Raw genomic sequence first — 20,570 nt, forward strand, 5'->3', positions numbered from 1 at the left:
GGACTTCGCCTGGGGGACGATGAGCAGGAAGGCACGCACCGCACAGGCGGTGGAGGCGGCGAGACGGCTGCTCGCATCCCCGCCGAGCCCTAGTCGCCCAGCACAGGAAGCAGCTCAGGCAGGTGCCCGTCGGACGCGATGGCCGCTTGCTGTCGCTCCTGCGACACCTCGCCGTACAGCGTCGTACGCGGCTTCGCCGGGCGGCCCGCCTCCTCCGCGATGGCGATCAGGTCCTTGATGGAGCGGTACGAGCCGTAACTGGAGCCCGCCATCCGGGAGATGGTCTCCTCCATCAGCGTGCCGCCGAGGTCGTTGGCGCCGGAGCGGAGCATCTCGGCCGCTCCCTCCTGCCCCAGCTTCACCCAGCTGGTCTGGATGTTGGTGATGTGCGGGTGCAACAGCAGCCGGGCCATCGCCGTCACAGCGCGGTTGTCGCGGCTCGTCGGCCCCGGCCGGGCGATGCCCGCCAGATAGACGGGCGCATTGGTGTGGATGAAGGGGAGCGTCACGAACTCCGTGAAGCCACCCGTCTCCTGCTGGATCTGCGCGAGCGTACGGAGGTGGCCGAGCCAGTGCCGGGGCTGGTCCACATGTCCGTACATCATGGTCGAGCTGGACCGGATACCCAGCTGGTGCGCGGTCTTGACGACTTCGATCCAGGTGGTCGTGGGCAGCTTGCCCTTGGTGAGGATCCAGCGGACCTCGTCGTCCAGGATCTCCGCGGCCGTCCCCGGGATCGAGTCCAGGCCCGCCTCCTTGGCGGCGGTGAGCCACTCGCGAATGGAAAGACCGGTCCTGGTGGCGCCGTTCACGACCTCCATCGGCGAGAAGGCGTGCACATGCATGCCGGGGACGCGCTCCTTCACGGCGCGCGCGATGTCGAAGTACGCCGTGCCGGGCAGGTCGGGGTGGATGCCGCCCTGCATGCACACCTCGACCGCACCGACCTCCCACGCCTGCTCCGCACGGTCGGCGACCTGGTCGAGGGAGAGGGTGTACGCGTCCGCGTCCGTACGCCGCTGGGCGAAGGCGCAGAAACGGCAGCCCGTGTAGCAGACATTGGTGAAGTTGATGTTGCGCGTGACGATGTAGGTGACGTCGTCGCCGACCACGTCACGGCGCAGCTCGTCCGCGATCCCGGTGAGCGCGTCCAGCGCCGGCCCGTCCGCGTGCAGCAGTGCGAGCGCCTCGTCGTCGGTGAGCTTGGTCGGGTCGTCGGCGGCCGTCGCGAGCGCGGCGCGTACATCCGTATCAATACGGGACGGCACCATGCCGGGCACGGCTGCCTCCCGAAGCGCCTCCCAGTCCCCGTACACCTCGTCGAAGTCGTCGCGCCGGTCGGAGGTCCGGCCTTCCGTATCGATCGTGCGGTGCAGATCGGTCCGTCCGGTGGAGGTGAACCCTTCGTCGGGCTCCTGCCACGGGTGCCCCTCGACACGGGCGCCCTGGTTCGCCAGCCCGGTCTCCGGATCGGCGAGCGCGCGGACATGCGGCAGCAGCCGCGGGTCCAGCCAGGGCTCACCGCGCTGGACGAACTCCGGGTACACGCAGAGGCGCTCTTCGAGCCGGAAGCCCGCCGCCGCCGACCGCTCGGCCAGCTCGTCGATCTGCGGCCAGGGCCGCTCGGGGTTCACATGGTCGGGCGTCAGCGGCGAAACTCCGCCCCAGTCGTCGATGCCGGCGCCGATGAGGCGTGCGTACTCGCCCGCCACCAGGTTCGACGGCGCCTGGAGGCAGGCGGACGGCCCCATGATGTGCCGGGCGACGGCGACGGTGGCGACCAGCTCGTCCAGCTCGGCGTCCGGCATGCCGCGCATCGCCGTGTCCGGCTTGGCGCGGAAGTTCTGCATGATCAGTTCCTGGATGCCGTGGTACGCACGGGCGACGCGCCGCAGCGCGAACAGCGAATTGGCGCGCTCCTCGTACGTCTCGCCGATCCCGATCAGCAGCCCGCTGGTGAAGGGCACGGAGCTGCGCCCGGCATCCTCCAGCACCCGCAGCCGGACGGCGGGCTCCTTGTCCGGCGACCCGTGGTGCGGCCCGCCCGGCTCGCTCCACAGCCGGGTCGCCGTGGTCTCCAGCATCATGCCCATGGAGGGCGCGACCGGCTTGAGCCGTTGGAAGTCCGTCCAGGTCATGACGCCGGGGTTGAGATGCGGCAGGAGCCCGGTCTCCTCCAGGATGCGGATCGCCATGGCCCGTACGTACGCGATGGTGTCGTCGTAACCGTGCGCGTCGAGCCACTCCCGGGCCTCGGGCCAGCGGTCCTCGGGCTTGTCCCCGAGCGTGATCAGCGCTTCCTTGCAACCCAGTTCGGCCCCCCGCCGGGCGATGTCGAGGACCTCGTCCGGCGACATGAACATCCCGTGGCCCGCGCGGCGCAGCTTGCCGGGGACGGTGACGAAGGTGCAGTAGTGGCACTTGTCGCGGCACAGCCGGGTGAGCGGGATGAACACGCTCTTCGAGTACGTGATGACACCGGCGCGGCCCGCAGCCTCGAGCCCGGCGTCCCGCACCCGCGCGGCGGACGCGGTGAGGTCTTCGAGATCGTCTCCCCGCGCCTGCAGCAGCACGGCGGCCTCGGTGACGTCCAGCGCTACCCCGTCCCTGGCTCGCTTGAGGGCGCGGCGCATGGCGTTCTCGGTGGGGCGTACGGGGCGTACGGGCTGGTGATCCGTCATGGATGGAGCATACGAGCGCGGGGGAAGGGGAAATAGCTGGCCTCGGGCGGAGGGGCACGGCCGAGGGGTACTGACCTGAGTACCTGCGCCCAGGCATGCTGGGCACAACCACGCATGTCCGGGCCGTGCGATGGGCCGTAGCTTCAGTCTCATGATCGACGACCTTGAGATGCCCGACTCCCCCGCGAGGGCGGTGGTCCGCAGGGCTCTCGACGTGGCGTGGTGGGCGTTCATCGTGCTGATTTCCGCGCCGCTGCTGCTTGTGCTCGGCCTGGTCATCACGTACCAGGTGGAGCGCGCCACACCGGAGGACTACCCCAGCGTCGCTCCCGAGGAGATGATGCGCCGCGCCACCGTCCGCTCCCAGAACGCGTACGAGGTGCTGGGCTTCGACCGCGTTGTGCCGCCGGGCGTGGTGGAAATCGGGGCGGGCACGGAGAACTACCTCTCGACCGACTTCTGCCACCCGGGCGGGCTCGAGGGCATGGCCGATGATCCCGTGGACGGGGCGTACGGGCTGTACCACGGCTGGGCCCTGGACAAGGTCTCCGAGAAGGAGGCCCTGCCTGCGTTGCGGAGGTTGCACGACCATTTGAAGGACACGGGCTGGCATATCAGCGAGTACGGGGAGTTCCAGACCGGCGACGAGTGGAACCTGCGGGCGGAGCGGGACGGCCGGGCGGGAGACGGCGGGAACGAGACGCTGTCCTTCACCTGGCGTGCGGAGGACCAGCGGTTCTCCGGGGGCAGCGGGATGCCCTGCGCGTACGACCCCAAGAAGGCGTATGGCGATTCGCTGACCGGCGTCCATCCTCCGGAGCTCCGTCCGGGCGGGGGGCAGGGCTGATGTCACAGGCGTCACCGAGGTCACAAGATGACGCGTCAGCAAGCGTTGGCGATATCCAACGATTTGATCGTTTTGATTCCATTGCATTCGAAAACTGGTTCGTGGCAACATGCCGTGCATGACCAGCAACGGGGACGGTACATCGGAGCCCGAAAGCCCTTGCGGCTAACGGATTTGGCCGATTCGGTACCAGATTCAACTGCCGTGGGGACTCAGCCACCGGTTCCCGCCGAGGATCAACTCACCTGGGCCCGCAGAGAATTTGCAGTGTTGCTAGGGGAATTCCGCCGCACCGCCGTGCTGGTGCCGATCGATCCGTTCGGGAGCCTGTGGACCTCGGACCAGGGCGGGGTTCGCTGGATCTGCGCGTTCTCGGACGAAGAGGCGCTGGCACGGTTTGCACGTGCGCAGGGGGACGCCGAGCGGGAGTGGACGTACCAGACGATCCTGGGCGCGCGCCTGCTGGATGTGATGGTGCCGATGCTGCCGGGGCCGGCAGGCGTGGCACTCGACGCGGGCAGTGAAGAAGGCATGTTGTTCCCGCCGGTGCAGGGCATCGTGCCCGACGCCGCGGCGGTAGATCTCGGGGGTATGGAATGAGCGGGAGCGATCCTGATCTCGCGGCGCCGGAAGCGGCGCTGGCCGAGATCGCGAACGGCATCAATCTGGCGCATGCCGAGTTGAAGGACCTCGGGATGATCGGTGAGGCGTCGACCGGTCGGGGGTTCTCGGATCTTGCGTTGTCGGGGCTGGAGTTGGGGCACAGCGGGCTGACCGCGGAGTTCCAGACGTTCTGTGATCGCTGGGAGTGGGGCGTACGAACCTTGACTCTGCGCGGGAATGGCTTTGCGCTGGGGGTGGGTCTGTCGGCCGGCTCGTACGCCGAGCAGGAGCAGTACATCAAGGACTCGATCAAGATCGGCGTGAACTCGGTGAACGGGAACCCGCACTTGAGCGAGGACGAGGTCAAGGGCATGAGCTGGGGCAAGATCAGCACCCAGTCGGCGTTCGACGGCGCGACCTGGAGCGCCGAGTCCTTCTCGGAGGCCCAGAAAGAGGTCAACAAGACCTGGAAGAACACCGGGTACGACGTGATGGACGCGGGGCTGGACTCCGCGGAGCGCTCCGGTCTGATCGACCCGGAGTTGCGTGAGAAGACGGACGAGCAGATGCGCGAGGTGTTCGATCCGTCGGAGGAGACGATCGCGCAGGCTGAAGAGCCGCGGTGGGGGGAGCACGGCTGATGCCGGACTGGGGAAAGTTGGTCGATGAGGGTATCGACGCCGTAGGCGACGGGATCGACAAGGCCAAGGAGAAGGCCGGCGAAGGTGTCGACTGGGCAACGGACAAGGTCGGTGACGGTCTTGACCACATGGGCCAGCACAAGATGGCGGACGTGGTCGAGGACTGGGGCGATCGCACCGCCTCGTCCCTGGGCGCGGAAGTCGGTGAGCAGCAGCTCGGCGAGAGCGAGGAGGCGAACGAGCTGATCCACGGCAACCCCGGGAAGATCGCCGAGTCGGTGAAGAACCTGCGGGACTTCCACAAGGCGTTCGACCTGGTCGGCGGCGGGATGAAGAAGCTCGACTCCAGTCACTGGAAAGGTGAGGCAGCCGACACCTTCCGGGAGAAGTTCTCCACCCTGCCCACCGACTGGCTGCACGCGGCGGACGCGTTCGAGGACGCCGCCAAGGCACTGGAGACGTACTCCAAGTCGATCACCAGCGCGCAGGACAAGGCCAGGGAAGCGATCGCCCTGTACAAGGAAGGCGACGAGTCCTCGAAGACGGCAACCGACGAGCACAACAAGAAGGTCGACGCCTACAACGCCGCCCGCAACGGCGACCACCCGCTACCCAAGCCCGGTGAGCTCTCCGACCCGGGCGAGGCCAAGCGGGAGCGGGCGCGAGAGATCCTCAAGGAAGCCCGCCGCCACCGCAACGAGGCGGCCGAAACGGCGAAGACGGCTGTCACGGCAGCGATGGCGCACGCTCCGAAGGAACCCACCGGCCGCGAAAAGCTCAACCTCGAGCTCATGGACTACAGCCTGGGCCAGAGCTTCGAGCTGGCCCACTTCGGCGGCGGCGTCGTCAAGGGCACGGCCGGGCTGCTCAACTTCGTCCGGTCGGTGGACCCGATGGACCCCTACAACCTGACCCACCCGGCCGAGTACTACAAGGGCCTCAACATGACGCTCGCCGGGCTGGCGTCCACCGCCGCCAACCCGGACCGGGCCCTGAAGAACGCGTGGGACGCGGCGAAGGGCGACCCCTCCGAGTTCCTCGGCCGGTTGGTCCCCGAACTCATCGGCTCAAAGGGTGCCGGGCTCGTGCGCGGCGGCATCCGTGCCGGGATGAGGAACGGCGTTAAGCACGGGCTTGAAGAGGGCGCCGAATCGGCCGCTCGTAAAGGCGTTGAGGATCCTGCCAAGCCTTCCCGTCCTCAGGAGGCGGTGGAGAGCAAGGGCACCGACCCGGTCGATCTCGCCACCGGCACCATGTACCTCCCTCAGACCGACGTCATCCTGCCCGGTGTGCTTCCGCTGGTCTTCCGCCGCCGCGTTGCTTCCGACTATCAGGTGGGCCGCTGGTTCGGCCCTTCCTGGTCGTCCACTGCCGATCAGCGCCTGGAGATCGACTCTGAAGGCGTCGTCTTCGTCTGCGAAGACGGCCTGCTGCTTTCCTATCCGCACCCCGCGCCTGGTGTTCCGGTCATGCCGAGCCGCGGCCCGCGCTGGCTTCTGGACCGCGACATCGACGGGGACTACACGGTCACCGACCCTGACACCGGCCGCGTCTGGCACTTCACCACGCGCAGCGCCAACCTGGCTCTGCTGGCTCAGATCGACGACCGCAACGGCAACTGGATCACCTTCGAGTACGACGAGACGGGCACGCCGACCGGAATCCTGCACCACGGCGGCTACCACCTGAAGCTCACGACCGACCAGAGCCGGATCACCGCCCTGCACCTGGCCGGCGCGGCACCAGACGGCACCGATCAGGAGATCCTGCGCTACGGCTACACCGACGGGAACCTGACTGAAGTCATCAACTCCTCCGGCTCGCCCCTCCGGTTCGGGTACGACGAGCGCAGCCGGGTCACGTCCTGGACCGACACCAACGGCAGCCGCTACGAGTACGCGTACGACGACCGCGACCGGTGCATAGCCGAGGGCGGCACCGAGGGCCACATTGCTCTGCGGCTGGACTACGGCGGCACCGACCCCGAAACCGGTCTGCGCGTCACCACCACAACCACCACCAGCGCCGCCGTCCACCGCTACCTGATCAACGACGCCCATCAAGTCGTCGCGGAGGTCGACCCGCTGGGCGCGGTCACCCGCTACGAGCGCGACCGATACAACCGGCTGCTATCCCTGACCGATCCTCTCGGCCACACCACACGCTTTGAGTACGACGAGTCGGGTCAACCGCGGACAATCGTCCGCCCTGACGGGCGAGAGTTGCACGCCGATTACAACGATCTCGGACTCCCGGTACGCGTCACCAATCCGGACCGGACGTCAGTACGTCAGGAGTACGACGAGCGGGGCAACCGCGTTACGGTCATCGACCCGTCCGGAGCGACCACGCGCTATACCTACGACGAGCACGGGCACGCGACTTCGGTCACCGATGCCCTGGGCAACACCACCCACATCCGCAGCAACGCCGCCGGCCTCCCGGTTGAGATCACTGACCCCCTGGGCGCGGTCACCCGCATCGACCAGGACGGGTTCGGACGGCCTGTCGCCCTGACCGACCCGCTCGGCAACACAACCCGCCTGGAATGGACCCCGGAGGGTAAGCCAGCCCGCCGCATCCAGGCGGACGGCACCGAGCAGTCGTGGGCGTACGACGGCGAGGGGAACTGCGTCGCCCACACCGATGCCCTGGGCGCTGTGTCCCGCTTCGAGTACACCCACTTCGACCTCATGACCGCCCGGACCGGTCCCGACGGCGTGCGCTACGAGTTCCAGCACGACACCGAGCTGCGTCTGACTCAGGTACTCAATCCTCAGGGCCTGACCTGGAAGTACGCGTACGACATCGCAGGCCGTCTCATATCCGAGGCAGACTTCGACGACCGCACCCTCGCCTACACCCACGACGAGGCAGGCCGCCTCGCTACACGCACCGACACACTGGGCCAAGTCATCCGCTACGGGCGAGATGAGCTCGACCGCATCGTGTCCAAGAACGCCGAAGGGGCTCTCACCACCTTCGCGTACGACCTCTCCGATCAACTCGCTGAGGCAATCGGCCCGGACGCGACGATCACCTACCTCCGGGACCGCTTCGGACGACTCAAGTCTGAGACCGTGAACGGCCGCACTCTCACTTACGACCACGATGTGTTGGGGCGCCGGACAGGCAGGACGACACCGTCGGGCGTGCTGAGCTCTTGGACGTACGACGCGGCAGGCCGACGTGCCACCCTGACCACCTCTGGTCGAACGCTGAGCTTCGACCGCGACGCAGCAGGCCACGAACTCGCCCGCCACATTGGCGAGACGGTCACCCTGGAGTCCAGCTTCGATGCACTGGGACGCCTGACCGGCCAACACGTCACCGGCGCAGACCGCAGCATCCAGCGCCGCGCCTACACGTACCGGGCCGACGGCAACCTCATCGGCATCGACGACCAACTCGCCGGCAGTCGCCACTTCGACCTGGACGCAGCAGGCCGGGTCACCGCCATCCACGCGACAGGTTGGACCGAGCAATACGCATACGACGAGGCCGGCAACCAGACCGAAGCAACATGGCCCACGTCTCACCCCGGACAGGAAGCCACAGGCCCGCGCAGCTACATCGGCACCACGATTACCCGAGCTGGCAACGTCCGCTACGAGCACGACGCACAGGGCCGGATCGTCCTGCGTCAGAAGACACGTCTTTCGCGCAAGCCCGACACATGGCGCTACGAGTGGGACGCGGAGGACCGCCTGGCCTCTGTGATCATCCCGGACGGCACGCACTGGCGCTATCAGTACGACCCTCTCGGCCGACGCACCGCAAAGCAGCGCTTCGCCGCCAACGGCCAAGCAATCGTGGAGCAGGTTGACTTTGTCTGGGACGGCACCAACCTGTGCGAACAGACCACTACCTCGGTAGTACTGCCGAACCCGGTAACCCTCACGTGGGTTCACGAAGGCTTGCGCCCCATTGCCCAAACCGAACGCATCACGCTCGTCGATGCTCCACAAGTGGAAATAGATCAGCGGTTCTTCAGCATCGTCACCGACCTCGTCGGCAGCCCAACGGAGCTCATTGACGAACAAGGCGAGATCGCATGGCATAGCCGCACCACGCTCTGGGGTAATACCACCTGGGCAAGCTCCAGCAAAAGCTATACACCGCTCCGCTTCCCAGGCCAATATTTCGACCCCGAGACCGGCCTCCACTACAACCATCGCCGTTACTACGATCCCGAGTCTGCGCGCTATCTTTCAGTCGACCCTCTCGGCCTTGCGCCCGCCCCAAACCCCACAACCTATGTCCACAACCCGCACACTCGGTCCGATTCACTCGGCCTGGCACCGGACTGCGACGGGGATGGTCGTGGCCCATTCGACTTTCGCGACCCCAACCCAAACTATCCCCCTAGTTCCGCGGCAACTGACACAATGAGGTCCGCCCCTACAGGTGGAAACATCGACTGTTCGGAGATTGCGGAGTACATTCTTCGGAGGGGTGACGGCCAAGGGAAAATCATCAACTTTACTGCCCATAACGATCCAGTGATCCGCATCCCCGAGAGCGGCGGACGAGACGTAGCCGACTATCGCTACCATGACGTCTACACCGATGGCCGCTATGTGTACGATCCGGCAATGAGGTCCGATCCAATCCCCTATGGTGACTACGAGCGGGCCATCAGACTCATGAACCCCGGAAAGAAGCTGATCATCCAAAACGGTGGATACGATGGCCCCCTCTGGTGAGACGATTGGAGATGAAATTCAGATGCCATCGAGAAGTGCGCATTCAATGCAGATTCTCAGCAAATTCGGTGATCTCGCCTGGTTTAAGTCGAGTGCGGGTCCACACCCTCTCTACGGATACCAGCAGGTGCCATATCTCGGGTTGCGTTACAATTCCCCCCCGGACGGCACAGCCGAGTTGATTAAGCAGGCAATTAGAGACACGTCGACCCAAGTTGACTGGACGCTTGACACGAAGCGGAAAAATTGGCTTCTCATCCCATCCCGCATTCTCCAAGAAAGCGGAAAAGCCGATTCTCCAGAATTCCGGGAGGTCATACACTCGATTACTGCAGAGGATCAAGACTTCTGCATTAGGGCACTTTCTGACCTCGATGCCATCCTTCGCAGCCTGGAGCATGCGCCCCAATCTGGGGATCAGGAGTAGAACAGGTGATGGCCTCACTCGTCTATTTTCGCAAGGTTGCCGAGTCCAGTAGCTCTGTTGCGTACCTCTTCGGCTTCGACGCAAGTGAAACCCCACGCCGTTTCGTCATAGATGTCGAAAGCCGAAGGGCGGAGCCCGTCGACGGCAGCATTGACTACGCCTTCCTCAAGGCATCACGGAAAATCAATGCTTCCCGGTGGGAAAGAGCTATACCCCGTGATCAATATTATGTTTTCCGTACGCCCCGGACAGGGCGAACCCAGCGGATTCGATCTTGGGGACATCGTCTGCGAGGGTGGCCTTGGACAGGCTGGATCAAGCGGGCACATCCCGGACCAGGGCATGATGATCTACCCCTCCGTGACATTGCTGCTGGACAGCCTCGCCGCACTGCTGAACGGTCGAGACAGGATGCTGAACTTCACGGGCGTCGACACGTCCTTCGGCATTGCCTTCCGACGGAGCAATAAGGAGATCTCCATCTCCTCGAGGAACAAACTGATTGCCAAGGCCAGTCAAGACGAACTTGCACGCGCGGTCTTCCTGGCTGCGGACGAACTGGCGGCCTCGGGCCTAGCTCAGCTTCCCGAGCATGATCCCGCCAGAACGGACTATCTTGCCGCCTTGAATGACTTCCGAGCACTGGCCGAGGGGTCCACCACTGGCTAAGCGGGCAGGGTTCGGGGTCTGCGTGGCGTCAGAGACCGCGATGCGGAGCCTCGTCGAGGTGAGCGCTAGGCGGAGCTCGAAGTCACGGCCCCGGGACGCGGGCGTGGGCGACCGCGTGCGCCGCGAGTTCCGCGGTGATCTGGACCGCGGAGTCGGAGAGGTCGCTGCCGTACGGCACGTCCCAGCCGTCGAGTTGATGGCCGGAGAGATGACGGGAGAGGTATTCGCCCCTCCTGCGTGGCGGAGCGTCGGACGGAATTCAGTCGGCGTAGTCCTTGAGCTTCTGCGTCTCCAGGGTGATCCCGACCGGGTCTGGGAGCTCGACAACGGCGCCGAAGGGGCGCGTGGTGATGCTTCGGTACGAGCCCCCCTCGGGCTCGGCGTGGACGGTGACCGCCTGGGTCTCACGGTCGATGAGGAGGTAGACCGGGATACCGGCTGCCGCATAGCCGTCGGGCTTCTCGACGCGGTCGCGCATGTCGGTGTCCGGGTCGCGCGAGGTGACCTCGACCGTCATCAGGACGCCGTCGGGCGCCGCCCATTCGCCCTGCGGAACGAAGTGGTCGATGGGCGCGAGAGCGCCGTCCGGACGGGCCCGCCCCCTGCGATACTTCTCGACCTTCAGGCCTTGCTCGGGGTAGAGGCGATGATCGGGCAGGTGCTGCATGCACTGTTCGAGGAGCCACATCACGATGGCTCCGTGGACGCCGTCCGGCACGGGCTTGACCTGGACCTTTCCCTGGATGAACTCCAGCCGCACCATCTCTGGCGAACGGCGGGCGAGTTCCTCGAACTCCTCGACCGACATCTGGGGCCGGGGGGTGGTCCTGGGGGTCATGGCGTCGCCTCCTCCCCTCCATGGTGCCCTGACCGGCGCGTCCTGCACGCTCATGCACGAGTCCTCGGGGCCAGCCCGGCAGCGATGCGCGCGGCGTCGGCGTGCGCGGCCACGTCCGCCGGGCGCGGGCCGGGGCGGAAGGTGGCCGGGATGTCGTCCTCGTCCTCGTTCCGGCAGGCCTCGCACATGCCGTTGATGAGCGGCTCGTCCTCCTCGGTCGTGTCGCAGAACATGCAGACCATGACGCTACGCAGCACGGTCTCGGGCTCGCGGACGGGCTTGGGCGGCATCTTGTCCTCCAGTCGTCGTTTCGCGATCCCTGCCGGGTTGTGGATCGCGACGGGTAGTCCGTCAGTGAGCGCATGAATCAGGTGCTTCACGCTCGCGCCGTACTCCAGCCACGTCGCGGCAAGGGGTTCCAGCCGCTCGCAGTCGGCGGCGGAGAGGGTCATCCGGGGGTCGGTACGGCCGAGGGCGGCGAGGGTTCGGTAGGCGGTGGTGCGCTGCGGTGCGGGCTCGACGGCGGCCGGCTGGGTGGCGGCCGGATCCGTGGCGGTCGGCGCATCGTCCGGGGCGTCATCCGGGGCGTCGAGCATCACGCCCCGTACGCTCCGGCAGTACTCCTGCCACCAGGCGGCACTGCGGGCGGTACGCGACCAGTACGTACGCGTCACCCAGCGCACCCCGTCGTCGCGGACCACCTGCTCCTTGATCCGGCGCAGATGGCCCGCGTTCGTGAGTGCCTTGAGTGCGCTGCGGATCGCCGCCTGGCCATAGTCGGCGATGTGTTTGGCAAGGGTCTTGTGGTCCATCGCCGCGCCCTCGGGGAGGCGGTCGATGAACGCGGCGACGGACGCTTCCCGCTTGAGCAGATGTGCGAAGTCGCCTCTGCGGCGCGGGGATTGATCCGGCGCAGGACGCTTGCCGTAGCCCGGACTGGCCATGGGGTGTGCGGGCGTGGGCAGGGCACAGCTAGAGTTGAGATACGCCACGAGATCGGTCCTGTCGATCTTGGAGGTCAGACCCCGGCTGGTGCTGCTAACACCGGTCGGGGTTGTTTATTGCTGCGAACGCTAGAGGCATATGACAGCGCGTGGCAAGTTGAACACCGAAAGTCAACTCTTGAGGGCATCACGGCAGTTGGGGAGGGTGGGTGGGTTCAATCCACCAACCATTCCTCACAAAGAGGGCTCGGAGCTCGGAGCCTGCGGTTCGAGGCTCCCTGAGTAGGGGTGAGTAGCCGCGCGGATCGTTCCGGGACCCGACAGTGGCGCGGCGGAACCACGAAATAGGGCGTACGTTCGGTCGCCATTCAAAGTGAGGACCCAGGGCGCTGACCGTCGACAGCTAAGGCGGAGACTAAACAGCAGCCCGACGCCGCGGCATGGTGCGGTTCTTCCAGCAGCTACAAGGTCGGAGGACATGGACGAGCCAAGCCAGTTGCAGATCTATGCGGTGGAAGAGTCGACCGAGCCCGGAGGGACTTGCATCGCAAGGTGCGTTGGGGGTGTTGCCCGGGTTGGGCAGGTCTTCACACACGAGGGCACCTCGGAGGCCTCCGTTCAGGACCTGCGGCTGACCCTGGACAGAATCGAACGGTACGGCCGGTGCGTGGACTTCTTCGGCCCACCCCATGTCGCAAGGGTTCACCTCTCCGGCGGATCGACGTCGATCCTTGTCAGAGGGGCCATCATTGCCTCCGCGCCAACCGCGGAACCCATCACCGAATCGCTGGAGAACTGACCGTGCACGCCATTCCCTTCCTCGTCTCGGTCATTACCTCGGGGCGGCTGCATGGACTGGAGATCGGCTCCACCCTCAGCAAGGTTGGTCAGGCGATTCACTCCGACTTCGTCGACGTGGTCGACGAGAATGGTCTCTCGCTGCGCCGGGACTACGGCATCTTCGAGTTCGCCTTCAACCCTGGGTCGGAGTGGGTGATGGCCAACTGCTCCATCGAGTTGCACAGGCTGGCATCAGGCAATTCCATGGCGAAAAAGTGGCGTAGGAGCATGCAGGTCGACTTCCCGCGGTACCTCGTCTGGGATGAGCTGCGGGAGGCGCTCTCCCAAGCACCAGGGGCTCCGTCCCTGAGCGTCACCGACCAAGGTGGGTTCCTCGAGTACCGTGCGGCCGCAGCGAACGTGAACGTGTCCGTCATCGTGAGCGACGATCACGAAGCGCGCGGACGGTCCCTGGGGCATGGAGATGTGTGGAGCGTCAGCATGTGGGCTGCCGCTCGGGCGTAGTGAGTCGGCTTATGTCAGGGCCAGTTCAACCCAGATCGTTTTGCCGATGAGCCGGTCGGCTGTGCCCCACGCCGCCGCCAGCGGCAGGTGCTCAACCGACTGGTGGTTATGACCCCTTGTCCCCAGTGGCGGGATCCACATTCCATGTCGCGGGCAGATCGCTGCCGCAGAAGACACAGACGAACTCGCCCTCGCGCACAATGTTGTGCTGCTGACAGCGTTCACAGCGTCGGAACACCAGCTCATGCGTGAAGCCATCAGGGCGATCGAACCCGGCTCGGTCCAGCGTCTCGGCGACGGCAGGCCACGAGCTGATGTCCGGGCAGTAGCCAGTCGATTGGTTGCTGACCTCAATGACCGCCCACCGACCCGATTCGCGGCTGAAGCCCATCTCACCCGCACTCAAGACCCGGCCGCCGCCTGCACACGCCACGTGTTCACTGCGCCGCGATGCCAGCCGCAGACCGGCGTCCATGCCGATGACGAAGGTGAATGGTTCGTCCAGCTCCGCCGCCGCACGCTCGGAAGCCCAGCCGTCGAAGTCGGTCACCGAGCGGATCATCTTGCCCTCGCTGCCAGGCAAGACCATGGCCCGCAGCTCAGCCGGCCCGACATAGCGATAGCTCCGCCCCGTGTTCACACAGGTCAACCTAGCCACTTACGCAACGCATCGTGCGGTCGATGAACCACCAACGGGCGGGTGACCGACGGGGCGATCGAACCACACGGGCAGCCACGCCGGGGTTCTGGGTCGGCGGGCCGCCGATCGCAATGGCTTGCCCATCTCAGCCGGCATCTTTGCCGCGAACATACATGGCAGCCACCCTGCCCACCCGGCCTCGCGCACTTCGACGGCCGGTGCGGGCTTCCGCCTTCGCTGGTGCGGCTCGGAGCCCTGCCCGATTGGCCGCGTGCCTCCGCGTACATCTGGGGACGAGAATCACCCTATCCAGGCAAGACGATTAGTCCGATTTACTGACAATCGGAGTGTTTCGATCGACCATGACGACCGATCAGCTGTGCACGGGTCAAGCTCGCCCTTGGGTTCGACTTTGACGCCCCAAAACGATCGGAACAAGGAGCAAGTTCATGAGTCCTGACAACAGGACAGGGTCCTGGCTGGGGCCGCTGCCGCGTAGAGACAAGTGGAGGGCTGGCGGCACAATCGTCTCGCTCGCGCTGGTCCTGGCAGCGGGGTTGGTCAGCCCGGTCGCGGTCGCGGCTCAGAGCATGGGCGAGCGCGTGAGCGCGTCGAGCGGCCCGGGCGGCGTACTCGACAAGTGCAAGGGCGGATCGCAACGCGGCGGCAAGGACGACTGCAAGAGGGGAGCGACGGGCCCGACCGGCCCGAAGGGCGCGACCGGTGCAACTGGCGCCACCGGTGCAACTGGCCCCACAGGGACGGGTACGACCGGCCCGACCGGCGGGCAGGGCGACGCGGGCACGCCTGGCGGACCAGGCGCCACCGGTCCGACCGGAACGGGTACAACCGGCCCGACCGGCGCGCAGGGCGACCCGGGCACGCCCGGCGGACCAGGCGTCACCGGTGCGACGGGACCGACGGGCGCGCAGGGTGACCCGGGTACGACGGGCGCCACCGGTGCGACCGGTCCGACAGCTACGCTGGGCGCGACGGGTCCGCAGGGTGACCCCGGTACGCCGGGCGCGACGGGACCGCAGGGTGACCCGGGTACGACGGGCGCGACCGGTCCGACAGGTCCGCAGGGTGAGCCCGGTACGCCGGGCGCCACCGGTGCGACAGGTACGCAGGGGGTGACGGGACCGACCGGGGCGACGGGTCCGCAGGGTGACCCCGGTACGCCGGGCGCCACCGGTGCGACCGGTCCGACAGGTACGCAGGGAGTGACGGGACCGACCGGTACGACGGGTCCGCAGGGTGACCCCGGTACGCCGGGCGCCACCGGTGCGACCGGTCCGACAGGTACGCCGGGCACGACGGGTCCGCAGGGGGTGACGGGACCGACCGGGGCGACGGGCGCAACCGGAGGTACCGGACCTGCCGGGCCCACAGTCAATGTCGGCGCGAGTGTCTTCTCCTCAAACAGCCAGGCCATCCCGACCAACACCCTGACCCAGATCGACTTCGATGGCGCCGCCTACGACACGGACGCGATGTTTGATTCGACGTCCTCGACTCTGGTGGTCAACACTCCCGGGCGCTACCTCCTCAAGGCAAGGCTCCTCTGGTCCTTCAGTCCGAGTTCGGGAGGGGATCGTGAACTTCGCATCTACGTCGACGGCGGCGTCGTCGCCTTTGACGGGCAGGACACCGCAGACCTCCCGGCCGGTCTTGGAACTTCGCAGGAGGTGTCTACGATTGTTCAGCTGGATGCCGGTGACGTGATCTCCCTCAACGTCTTCCAGACCACCGGAAACAGCGCCACTTCGAACAGCCTGTTTGCCGGAGCGACCTATCTCGCTCCGCAGCTCCAGGCGGAGTGGCTCGCGCCGTAGACAACACCTCTCTCCGCAGGATTCTGTGACGGCCTGCCGGTTCGTCCGGCAGGCCGTCACGCTGAGCCTCAATGAGACACCGTCAAACCGCTCACCGCAGCGCGAGCTCCGCCCAGACCGTTTTGCCGATGACGCGGTCGGCCGTGCCCCAGGCAGTGGCGAGAGCATCCACCAGCAGCAGGCCGCGGCCCGTCTCCGAGTCGGGGGTCGGCGACCTCGGGGCCGGTTCGCGGTCGGCGCGGGCGTCCGGCGGGCTGTACGGGACGTCGGCCGTGACCGAGAAGGCGGTACGGCATGACGGAAGAGCGGCCCGAGCGGCCGGCCGAAGTGGACGGGACGGCGCACCTCTTCAGCGCTCTCGGCAAGCAGATCAAAGTGCTGAGGGAGAACGCTTCGATGAGCCAGCGGGAGCTGGGGGTCGCAGCGCACTGCGGGGAGGACCTGATCTCCGCGATGGAGCGGGGCGTACGGACGCCGCAACCCGACTTCCTGGTGCGGGCCGATGAGTTGCTGGCCGCCGGGGGTGTACTCAAGGCGGCGATCGATGACGTGCGGGAGGCGCAGAAGAAGGCGCGGACTAGGCACCCCGAGTGGTACCGGGACTACGCCAAGCTGGAGGCGGAGGCCGTAGAACTGCACTACTACAGCAACCAGGCTGTGCCCGGCCTGCTTCAGACCGAGGAGTACGCCCGGGCCGTCTTCTCTCAGCGGCGTCCGTTGCTGAACGAGGAGACGGTCGAAAAACGCGTGACCGACCGGCTGTCCCGTCAGCAGATCTTCGAGCGCTGGCCTTCGCCGACCTTCAGCTTCATCCTGGAGGAAGCCATCTTGCAGCGGCCGATCGGTGGACGGTCAGTGCATGAGGGGCAGCTTCGACTGCTGCTGCGCCTCGGCCGGCTACGCACCGTGGAGCTCCAAGTGATGCCGACCGACCGCGACGAACACCCCACAATGGACGGTCCGTTTACCCTGCTGACCAGCAAGGAGCGACGGCAGGTGGCGTACGTAGAGGTTCAGGGATACCCCCGGTTGATCACCGATACGGAAGAGGTCAGGCTCATCACCGATCGCTATGGCATCCTGCGGACTCAGGCTCTCCGGCCCCGAGAATCCGTGACTCTGATTGAGAAGATGCTGGGAGAACGATGAGCACCGAGAATCTCTACTGGTTCAAGTCGAGTTACAGCGGCGGCGAAGGCGGCGAATGCCTCGAAGTCGCCTACGACTGGCGCAAGTCCAGCTACAGCGGCGGTGGCGGCGGAGAGTGCATTGAGGTCGCCACTCACCCAGACACAGTCCACGTCCGGGACTCCAAGAACCTCCAGGGCCCCCAGCTCGCCGTCGCCTCCGACTCCTGGTCCGCCTTCGTCTCGTACGCGCGACGACACCCGACCGGCTGAGGCCCGTGCGTGTCTGACTGATTCGGCGACAACCTGTCGGCAAGCTCGGGCCACGTGACCACATTACGACTGATCGCCATCGCCCTGCTGACCGTCGCCGCCGTGCCCGCCGCCGCCCTGCTCCCCGCCGACGGGCTCCGCACCGGCGCGCCCACCGTGCAGGCACCCGGTGCGCCCGGTGCTCCCGGGGGCTACAGGTACTGCGCGTACTCGTCCAGCACCCTCAGCACCTCCGGCTCACCCGCCGGCGGGAGCTGCGGCACGGCCGCCTCCAGGCCTTCGGGCGACCGCTCCCGAAGGTCACATATCGTGTAGCCATGGCCATGCCACCTCCCCACCAGTCCCCCGGTCCGTACGGACCTCCGCAGCCCAACCCCTACGCTCAGCAGCCCTACCCGCACCCGCCCTACCCGCAGCAGGGCTACCCGGGACCACAGGGATACCCGGGGCAGCCGGGCCAGCCCGGGCAGGGCGGGTGGGGACAACCGCCGGCGGGGCCGCCGCGGCGCAAGAATCACACCTGGCTGATCGTCGGTATCACCCTTGGGGCGGTGGCCCTGGTTCTCGCCCTTTCCTACATAGGCAACCTGGGCGGCGACTCCGGGCGCCCCGCCAAGACGTTTCCCGAGGCCAAGTACCGGCTCACGATCCCAAAGACTCTCCTGGCCAACGAGTACAGGCTGGTCAAGGACGGTTCGGCGGACGCCGACGCCGAGGCTCAGAAGAAGGGTTACGGGGCCGGTCCGGACGCCCGCAATGTCAAGGCGGTCATCGGCTCGTACACCGGTACCGCCACCGACGCCGCTCGCGGCCTCGTACTCACCGGCATGTACGGGCAGTTCAACGATCCGGATCAGGCACGCGACAGTCTGCTCGACGGCATGAGAAAAGCCGATGGGATGGACGAACCCAACCCGCCAAAGACCATCACGCCGCCCGGCTCGGACGTCGACATGACCTGCACGGTCATGCTTTCCACGGACAAGGACGGGACTTCCACCGTCCCGGTGTGCGCCTGGGGCGACGACAACACGGCGGCCTATGTCGCTTTCCTCACCCCGGCCTCCGCAAAGCAGGACCCCGACACAGTCGACCTCAACGCGACCGCGCAGCAGGCTCTGAAGGTGCGCGCCGAAGTGCGGCGGCCCATCGGCTGACCCGACGCCCACAGCGGGCCCGTTCCGGTCCGCCTCCGCCGCCACCTCCCGGGAGAGCGGCCGCGGGTCAGGACGCCGGAGGGCTGCCAATCCCGTGGCCGCGTTCAGACCAACACGCTTGAAGTGAGGCGCGTTTTGTCTCCTGTGGGGCTATGGGGCGGTTCACTGACCATGTGTCACGTGAAGTGCCGGTTGCCAGGTCAGCATCATGTGGGCGGAGCGGCTCCGTGACTCCCGTCTGGCCCTTCAGGTGAAACGGCCGGAAGGACCGTCCGTGGGCGGCGCCGGGCCGGGGCGCAAGGCGCTGCGCCGTGCCCCCGGCCTGAGCCGGTCGCACAAGCCCGACAGTCCCGATCCCCAGCTCGGCACAGTGCGCGGCCTGGGCGAAGGCAGAACCGTCTCAAGGGGGAAGCGGCCCGGTCGAGGGCGGCGCTTTCGGCTCGACCGCTTTTCCGTCTCTTCATGAACTTTTTCGACCGTGATCACGCAACTCCCGCCGCCGGCCGAGGTCCCTCCAGGCCCGCCGCTACAGGTACTGCGCGTACTCGTCGAGCACCCTCAGCACCTCCGGCTCACCCGCCGGCGGCAGCTGCAGCACGACCTCCTCCACGCCCAGCTCCACGTAGTGCGCCATCTTCCCGGGCGTCGGCAGGACCGCGTACGGCACCACCTGCAAGGTCTCCGGGGCGCGACCCGCGGCCGACCAGGCCTCCCGAAGCGCCGGGACAGACTCCGTCAGGCCCCGGCCGCCGATCGGGAGCCAGCCGTCCGCGTACTCCGCGATGTGCGAGAAGAGCTTCGGGCCGGCCGCTCCCCCGATGAGCGTGCGCGGGCCGCTCACCGGCTTGGGGTAGGCGTAGGAGGCCCTCACGGAGCCGAACTCGCCCTTGTACGGGGTCGGTTCCGGCGCCCACAGCGCCCGCATCAGCGCCATCCGGTCCCGGACCAGCTCGCGCCGCTTCGTCCACTCCACGCCGTGGTCCGCGGCCTCCTCCTTGTTCCAGCCGTAGCCGAGGCCGAGCGTGAACCGGCCGCCCGACAGATGGTCGAGGGTCGCGATCTGCTTGGCCAGGTCGATCGGGTCGTGCTGGGCGACGAGTGTGATGCCCGTGCCGAGGCCGAGCCGCGACGTGACCGCCGCGGCCTGGCCGAGTGCGACGAACGGGTCGAGGGTGCGGCCGTACTCCGGCGGCAGCTCGCCACCCGCCGGGTACGGGGTCGCGCGCTCCACCGGGATATGGGTGTGTTCCGGCAGATAGAGCCCGCCGAATCCGCGCTCCTCCAGCTCGCGCGCGAGCCGCACGGGCGTGATCGTCTCGTCCGTGAGGAAGATCGTGGTCGAGATCCGCATACGGAACCTCCGTCATCGTCTGTGGTGGCGGCCCAAACGTATGCCGTACGGTGCCACATGCCGAGAGCTCGGCAACCACAGCAACGACGACAACCACGGGGAGAATCCACATCATGATGCGTATCCGCGTCGTCACCACCGCACTTGTGCTGTCCGGGGCACTGTTCGCCGGCGCGCCCGTCGCATCGGCGGCCTACGCACCCACGGCGGCCGTCGCCGTGCAGAAGACCGTGCAGAAGACCGCCGCCGCGCCCGGGGCCGGGTCGTCCGTCGCCCAGGCGTCGACGACCGTGAGCACCCTGAGCAAGGTCGGCAAGAAGAGCAAGAAGAAGAAAAAGAAGAAGAGCGGCCTCTCCGCCGGGCTGATCATCGGTCTGATCCTCGGCCTCGCGGTGCTCGTGATCATTGTGCTGCTGCTGATGCGGCGCAACCGCAGTGACGCCTGAGCCGTAACGGTGGCCGGAAATCCCACTTGAAAGCCAGGAGCAACCCGGCACGCCCCTTCCCTTGCCCAGCAGTTCACGGC

General features: G+C 66.9%; 18 protein-coding genes. 13 read left to right on the top strand and 5 right to left on the bottom strand.

What is annotated here, in order from left to right:
• Nucleotides 1–89 precede the first annotated feature (89 nt).
• Nucleotides 90–2,681, bottom strand: a complete 2,592-nt coding sequence (locus AB0D12_RS14645; protein ID WP_362681410.1) for a bifunctional FO biosynthesis protein CofGH — start codon at nt 2,679–2,681, stop codon at nt 90–92.
• A 151-nt stretch (nt 2,682–2,832) separates the two neighbouring features.
• Between AB0D12_RS14645 and AB0D12_RS14650 the strand changes: the two genes are divergently transcribed.
• From AB0D12_RS14650 to AB0D12_RS14670, 5 genes are all read left to right on the top strand, one after another.
• Nucleotides 2,833–3,528, top strand: coding sequence for a hypothetical protein (locus AB0D12_RS14650; RefSeq protein ID WP_362681413.1), 696 nt, complete (start codon nt 2,833–2,835; stop codon nt 3,526–3,528).
• 27 nt (nt 3,529–3,555) lie between these two features.
• Nucleotides 3,556–4,128 carry an SseB family protein gene (locus tag AB0D12_RS14655; RefSeq protein ID WP_362681416.1) on the top strand — a complete coding sequence of 191 codons (573 nt, stop codon included), beginning with the start codon at nt 3,556–3,558 and terminating at the stop codon, nt 4,126–4,128.
• A complete protein-coding gene (locus AB0D12_RS14660; RefSeq protein ID WP_362681419.1) occupies nt 4,125–4,772 on the top strand; it encodes a hypothetical protein in 648 nt (215 codons plus the stop codon). The genes AB0D12_RS14655 and AB0D12_RS14660 overlap by 4 nt, the downstream gene beginning before the upstream one ends.
• On the top strand, nt 4,772–9,478 hold the full coding sequence (locus AB0D12_RS14665) for a putative T7SS-secreted protein (RefSeq protein ID WP_362681422.1): 4,707 nt from the start codon (nt 4,772–4,774) through the stop codon (nt 9,476–9,478). Before AB0D12_RS14660 ends, AB0D12_RS14665 begins: the two co-directional genes overlap by 1 nt.
• A gap of 643 nt (nt 9,479–10,121) precedes the next feature.
• Nucleotides 10,122–10,574, top strand: a complete 453-nt coding sequence (locus tag AB0D12_RS14670) for a hypothetical protein (protein WP_362681425.1) — start codon at nt 10,122–10,124, stop codon at nt 10,572–10,574.
• Between the two features lie 259 nt (nt 10,575–10,833).
• Here the strand turns inward: AB0D12_RS14670 and AB0D12_RS14675 are convergent, their stop codons facing one another.
• Together AB0D12_RS14675 and AB0D12_RS14680 are read right to left on the bottom strand one after the other, a co-directional pair.
• Nucleotides 10,834–11,412: a Uma2 family endonuclease gene (locus AB0D12_RS14675; protein WP_362681428.1), complete on the bottom strand. Its 579-nt coding sequence runs from the start codon at nt 11,410–11,412 to the stop codon at nt 10,834–10,836.
• Nucleotides 11,413–11,462: 50 nt separating this feature from the next.
• Entirely contained in the window at nt 11,463–12,356 is an 894-nt protein-coding gene (locus tag AB0D12_RS14680; protein ID WP_362681431.1) for a hypothetical protein, read from the bottom strand.
• 478 nt (nt 12,357–12,834) lie between these two features.
• Between AB0D12_RS14680 and AB0D12_RS14685 the strand changes: the two genes are divergently transcribed.
• Nucleotides 12,835–13,155, top strand: coding sequence for a hypothetical protein (locus tag AB0D12_RS14685; protein ID WP_362681434.1), 321 nt, complete (start codon nt 12,835–12,837; stop codon nt 13,153–13,155).
• 2 nt (nt 13,156–13,157) lie between these two features.
• Complete coding sequence (locus AB0D12_RS14690; RefSeq protein ID WP_362681437.1) at nt 13,158–13,661, top strand: hypothetical protein; 504 nt, start codon at nt 13,158–13,160, stop codon at nt 13,659–13,661.
• Nucleotides 13,662–13,767: 106 nt separating this feature from the next.
• Here the strand turns inward: AB0D12_RS14690 and AB0D12_RS14695 are convergent, their stop codons facing one another.
• Nucleotides 13,768–14,250 (bottom strand): hypothetical protein, encoded by a 483-nt coding sequence (locus AB0D12_RS14695; protein ID WP_362682064.1) that lies wholly within the window; start codon nt 14,248–14,250, stop codon nt 13,768–13,770.
• 500 nt (nt 14,251–14,750) lie between these two features.
• Here AB0D12_RS14695 and AB0D12_RS14700 point away from each other — a divergent pair, with 500 nt between their 5' ends.
• From AB0D12_RS14700 to AB0D12_RS14720, 5 genes are all read left to right on the top strand, one after another.
• Nucleotides 14,751–16,136: a hypothetical protein gene (locus AB0D12_RS14700; RefSeq protein ID WP_362681440.1), complete on the top strand. Its 1,386-nt coding sequence runs from the start codon at nt 14,751–14,753 to the stop codon at nt 16,134–16,136.
• Between the two features lie 294 nt (nt 16,137–16,430).
• Nucleotides 16,431–17,285 carry a helix-turn-helix transcriptional regulator gene (locus AB0D12_RS14705; protein WP_362681443.1) on the top strand — a complete coding sequence of 285 codons (855 nt, stop codon included), beginning with the start codon at nt 16,431–16,433 and terminating at the stop codon, nt 17,283–17,285.
• Nucleotides 17,282–17,536 (top strand): DUF397 domain-containing protein, encoded by a 255-nt coding sequence (locus tag AB0D12_RS14710; RefSeq protein WP_362681446.1) that lies wholly within the window; start codon nt 17,282–17,284, stop codon nt 17,534–17,536. Before AB0D12_RS14705 ends, AB0D12_RS14710 begins: the two co-directional genes overlap by 4 nt.
• 54 nt (nt 17,537–17,590) lie before the next feature.
• Entirely contained in the window at nt 17,591–17,851 is a 261-nt protein-coding gene (locus AB0D12_RS14715) for a hypothetical protein (RefSeq protein ID WP_362681449.1), read from the top strand.
• Nucleotides 17,852–17,853: 2 nt separating this feature from the next.
• Nucleotides 17,854–18,693, top strand: a complete 840-nt coding sequence (locus AB0D12_RS14720) for a hypothetical protein (protein ID WP_362681452.1) — start codon at nt 17,854–17,856, stop codon at nt 18,691–18,693.
• A gap of 526 nt (nt 18,694–19,219) precedes the next feature.
• Here the strand turns inward: AB0D12_RS14720 and AB0D12_RS14725 are convergent.
• Nucleotides 19,220–20,044 (bottom strand): LLM class F420-dependent oxidoreductase, encoded by an 825-nt coding sequence (locus tag AB0D12_RS14725; protein ID WP_362681455.1) that lies wholly within the window; start codon nt 20,042–20,044, stop codon nt 19,220–19,222.
• A 113-nt stretch (nt 20,045–20,157) separates the two neighbouring features.
• On the opposite strand from AB0D12_RS14725, the gene AB0D12_RS14730 reads away from it, so the two are divergent.
• The gene (locus tag AB0D12_RS14730; protein ID WP_362681458.1) at nt 20,158–20,490 is read left to right on the top strand and encodes a hypothetical protein; all 333 of its coding nucleotides are present in this window, start codon (nt 20,158–20,160) and stop codon (nt 20,488–20,490) included.
• Nucleotides 20,491–20,570 lie beyond the last annotated feature (80 nt).

Source organism: Streptomyces sp. NPDC048479, assembly GCF_040651435.1.
Taxonomy (GTDB): Bacteria; Actinomycetota; Actinomycetes; order Streptomycetales; family Streptomycetaceae; genus Streptomyces.